Raw genomic sequence first — 4,567 nt, 5'->3', positions numbered from 1 at the left:
CGGCCCGCCACGACCCGATGCGAGGGGGAGACCCGTGGCGGACCTGATGAGCTGGGCGTGCCCCACCTGCGGTGACGACACCGACTGCGAGCAGCGCCTGCTCGGCCCGGGCCCGGCGGGGAGGGTCCAGCGGGGTGCCCGAGGGGTCGCAGACGTAGAAGGCGTCGACGGCGTCGGCACCGAGGGTCTCGACGGTCGCCGAGCTGATGTCCAGCCCGGTGCCGGCCAGCGCCGCGGTGAGCCGGTGCAGCAGCCCGGCCCGGTCGGCGGCCCGCACCTCCACCAGGCTGGTGGTGCCGGTGGCCTCGGCGTCGAACCACGACACCCGGGGCGGCGGCCCCGCCACGGCCCCGGCGGTGGCGCCGCGGCTGTAGTCCCGCTCCCGCTGCTGCAGCCGCTCGGCGATCGGCAGGGTGCCCTCCAGCGCGGCGCGCACGCCGTCGGCGAGGATCTCCGGCACCGGCGGCCGGCCGAACCGGGGCCGGACGGCGAACACCAGCGTGCCGTGGCCGTCGCGCACGTTGACCCGGGCGGCGCGGACGTCGAGCTGGTTGAGCGCCAGCACCCCCGCGCACAGGCTGAACAGCCCCGGGCGGTCCGCGGCCCCGAAGGTCACCTGCTGCCCGTCGAGCACGTCCTCCACGCCCACGGTCACCGGCGCGGTCGGCCCCGGGATCTCCGGCGCCGGGGTGGCCACCTGCGGGTCGCTGGGCTCCAGCACCGGCTCGGGCACCGGCGCGCTGCCCAGCCGGGCGGCGACCCGGGCGACGAGCGCGGCGACCAGGTGCGCCTTCCACGGCGACCACGCGGAGGTGCTGGTGGCCGCGCCGTCGGCCTGGGCCAGCGCGTGCAGCAGCTGCAGCACCGCCGGGTCGCCGCCGATCGCCTCCACCACGCGGTCGACCGTCAGGGGGTCGTCGATGTCGCGGCGGGTCGCGGTGGCCGGCAGCAGCAGGTGGTGGCGCACCAGGGTGACCAGCGTCTCGACGTCCGGCGGGCTGAACCCCATCCGGGTGGCCATGTCCTCCATGACCACCGCGCCGACCTCGCTGTGGTCACCGGGCCAGCCCTTGCCGATGTCGTGCAGCAGCGAGCCGACCAGCAGCAGGTCGGGCCGGTCGACGTCGCGGGTCAGCTCCGCCGCGGCGGCCGCCGCCTCGACCAGGTGCCGGTCGACGGTGAACCGGTGCCACGGGTGCCGCTGCGGGAGCGACCGCACCCGGTCCCACTCCGGCAGCATCCGGGCGAGCAGCCCCTCCTGGTCCAGCTGCTCCAGCACCGGGACGGCGCTGCGCCCGCTGGCCAGCAGCCGCAGGAACGACCAGCGGACCTCCGGCGGCCACGGCTCGGGCAGCGGCGGCGCGTGCACCGCCAGCACCTTGAGCGTGTACGGCGACAGCAGTAGGTCCGCGCGCGCAGCGGCGGCCGCCCCGCGCAGCACCAGGCCGTGGTCGACGGCGGGGCGCGCGTCGCGGGCGAGCACGACCTCGTCGCCCTGCCGGACCAGCCCCTCGGCCAGCGGCTCCCGGCGCACCCGCCGGTAGCGGGCGCGGGGCCGGCGCACCAGGGCGGCGTCCACCCGCCGCCAGGTCTCGTCGGCGACGAACGCCAGCCGGCGGCCGGCGAGGCTCACCTGGCGCAGCAGCGCGTCGTCGTCCGCCAGCTGGAGGGCGGCCGCGACGGCGGCCTGCTCCTGCCGCACCAGCACGTCGCCGGCGCGGCCGCTGCTGCGGCGCAGCTCGTCCCGGACGTCGAGCAGGAACGCGTACGCCTCCCCCGCGTCAGCCGGCGGCGCGTCGGCCAGCTGGGCGGCGGCCAGCGCGCGCAGCACCTGCCCCTCGCGCAGCCCGCCGTAGGCCTCCTTCAGGTCGGGCTCGAGCAGGAAGCCGAGCTCGCCGACCTGCCGGGCGCGGGCCCGGCGCAGCTCGCGCAGCTGCGGCAGCAGCCGGCCGGCGTGCTGGCGCCAGGAGGCGAGCGTCGTCGTCCGCAGCTCGGCGGTCACCTCGGCGTCCCCGGCGACGTGCCTGGCGTCGAGCAGCCCGAGCCCGGCCTTGACGTCGTCGCCGGCGACCGACACCGCCTCGGCGATCGTGCGCACCGAGTGGTCCAGCCGCAGCCCGGCGTCCCACACCGGGTACCAGAGCGCGTCGGCCAGCGCGGCGATCTCCGGCCGGCCGTCGTGCACCAGCACCAGGTCCAGGTCGCCCAGCGGCGGCAGCTCGCGGCGGCCGAGGCTGCCCACGGCGACCAGCGCGATCCCGGCGTCGGCCGGCCCGCCGGCGTCCGCCCCGCGGCGGCCGGTCCGGGGCGTGCCTGCCAGCGCCTCGGTGAGCAGGCCGCCCAGCCAGTCGTCGAGCACCTGCACCCGCTCGGCGCGGGGCAGCCCGGCGAGGGCGGGCGGGGTGGGCGGCTGCGGCACGGGCACCTCTTCGCGATCAGGGACGGGAAGGGCGTCGGCCGGGGCTGCGGGTCGCCCCGCGGCCCCGGCCGACGCGTGCAGCTCAGCTCAGAGCGCGTCCGCGCCGCGCTCCCCGGTGCGGACCCGGACGATCTCGTCGATCGTCGTGACCCACACCTTGCCGTCGCCGATCTGGCCGGTGGAGGCCGCCTCGACGACGGCGTCGACCACCCGGGCGGCGTCGTGCTCGCTGACGACCACCTCGATGCGGACCTTGGGCACGAAGTCCACCTGGTACTCCGCGCCGCGGTAGACCTCGGTGTGGCCGCGCTGGCGGCCGAACCCCTGCACCTCGCTGACGGTCAGACCGGCGATGCCGATCAGCTCGAGGGCGTTCTTGACGTCGTCGAGCTTGAACGGCTTGACGATCGCGGTGACGAGCTTCACGCCTGGGCTCCTTCCCTGTTGCGGGCCTCGGCGTGCGCCTGGCCGACCAATGATGCCCCGCCGCCGCCCCCGAGGGAGTTGAGGTCGTAGGCGGTCTCCGCGTGCTCCGCGCTGTCGATGCCGGAGATCTCCTCCTCCTCGGTGATGCGGAAGCCCATCGCCTTGTGGATGGCCATGCCGATCACCCAGGTGAGGACGAAGGAGAACAGCAGGACGACGAACGCACCGACGACCTGGCGCCAGAGCTGGTCGACACCCCCACCGTAGAAGAGGCCGTCGACACCCGCCGGGGCGTCCGCGGTGGCCAGGAAGCCGATCAGGATCGTGCCGAGCAGGCCGCCGACCAGGTGCACGCCGACGACGTCGAGCGAGTCGTCGAAGCCCAGCCGGTACTTCAGGCCCACCGCAAGGGCGCAGACCACACCGGCGATCAGCCCGATGATGATCGCGCCGATCGGCGAGACCGCCGAGCAGGACGGCGTGATGGCGACGAGGCCGGCGACCACACCGGAGGCCGCACCCAGCGACGTCGAGTGGCCGTCGCGGATCTTCTCCAGCAGCAGCCAGCCCAGCGCCGCAGCGCCGGTGGCGACCATGGTGTTGACCCAGGTGACCGCGGCGGTGTTGTTGGCCGCGAGCGCGGAGCCGGCGTTGAAGCCGAACCAGCCGAACCACAGCAGGCCGGCCCCGGCCATGACCAGGGTCAGGTTGTGCGGGCGCATCGGCTCGCGACCGAAGCCGCGGCGCTTGCCCAGGACCAGGGCGAGCGCGAGGCCCGCGGCACCGGCGTTGATGTGCACCGCGGTGCCACCGGCGAAGTCGATCGCCTTGAGGTCGTTGGCGATCCAGCCGCCGACGTGGCCGTCGGCGTCGAAGTCGAACACCCAGTGGGCGACCGGGAAGTAGACGATCGAGGCCCAGATGCCGGAGAACACCATCCAGGCGGAGAACTTGGCGCGGTCGGCGATGGCGCCGGAGATCAGCGCGACGGTGATGATCGCGAAGACCGCCTGGAAGCCGACGAAGGCCATGGTGGGCAGCCCACCGGCCTCGCTGGTCGTGTCCTCCATCAGGCCCTTGAGCCCGAGGTACTGGTTCGGGTCACCGATCAGCCCCGCGCCGGCGTCGTCGCCGAAGGCGAACGAGTAGCCGTACAGGACCCACAGCACGCTGATCAGCGCCAGCGCCCCGAAGCTCATCATCATCATGTTCAGCACGCTCTTCGCGCGGACCATGCCGCCGTAGAAGAGCGCCAGACCCGGGGTCATCAGCAGCACCAGGGCGGCGCTGGCCAGGACCCAGGCGGTGTCGCCGGTGTTGACCACGGCAACCTCCTGAGGTTGTCGGTGTGGCGGGGGCCACGTGCGGGCAGCCCGGCTGCGCCGCGAGGGCTGCGCAGGGGCGTTGCGCCACCGGGTCCGGCAGCGCACGACAACCGTGCCGACCTCGTGTTTCCGCGAGCGGCGTGACCGTGTTTCGCCGCCGTGAACACGCGGCAGCGTGTCGGTCACGACTGTTTCCGCCGCGTTTCCTCGCCCACTGCATGGGATTGCGGCCCTTCCGGGCCGCACCGCGACCAGGTTCCGTCCCCCACCGCCGTGGAGCCGCTGCCCGTCCTCCTCGCGGAGCCTCCGGCCCCACTCGTGCGGTCGGAGCCGCTCCGCGGCAGGAGCGTCTCGCCTACCCGACGATCGCACGGGTCGGCTTCCGCCCCGGCTCCGC

The 4,567-nt window shown here is 75.1% G+C and carries 3 protein-coding genes; all 3 read right to left on the bottom strand.

What is annotated here, in order from left to right; all coding sequences use genetic code 11:
- The coding region (locus AB0J00_RS05570) for a [protein-PII] uridylyltransferase (RefSeq protein ID WP_357741323.1) at positions 1 to 2,419 on the bottom strand (2,419 nt) is incomplete at its 3' end.
- An 87-nt stretch (positions 2,420 to 2,506) separates the two neighbouring features.
- On the bottom strand, positions 2,507 to 2,845 hold the full coding sequence (locus AB0J00_RS05565; protein ID WP_357741320.1) for a P-II family nitrogen regulator: 339 nt from the start codon (positions 2,843 to 2,845) through the stop codon (positions 2,507 to 2,509).
- Positions 2,842 to 4,170 (bottom strand): ammonium transporter, encoded by a 1,329-nt coding sequence (locus tag AB0J00_RS05560; protein ID WP_357741317.1) that lies wholly within the window; start codon positions 4,168 to 4,170, stop codon positions 2,842 to 2,844. The genes AB0J00_RS05565 and AB0J00_RS05560 overlap by 4 nt, the downstream gene beginning before the upstream one ends.
- Between the last annotated feature and the right edge of the window lie 397 nt (positions 4,171 to 4,567).

Origin of the sequence: Modestobacter sp. NPDC049651, assembly GCF_040659695.1 — a bacterium.
Classification (GTDB): Bacteria; Actinomycetota; Actinomycetes; order Mycobacteriales; family Geodermatophilaceae; genus Modestobacter.
Note: the sequence above shows the minus strand (reverse complement) of the source record. Positions and strands in the feature narration are given on the sequence as shown.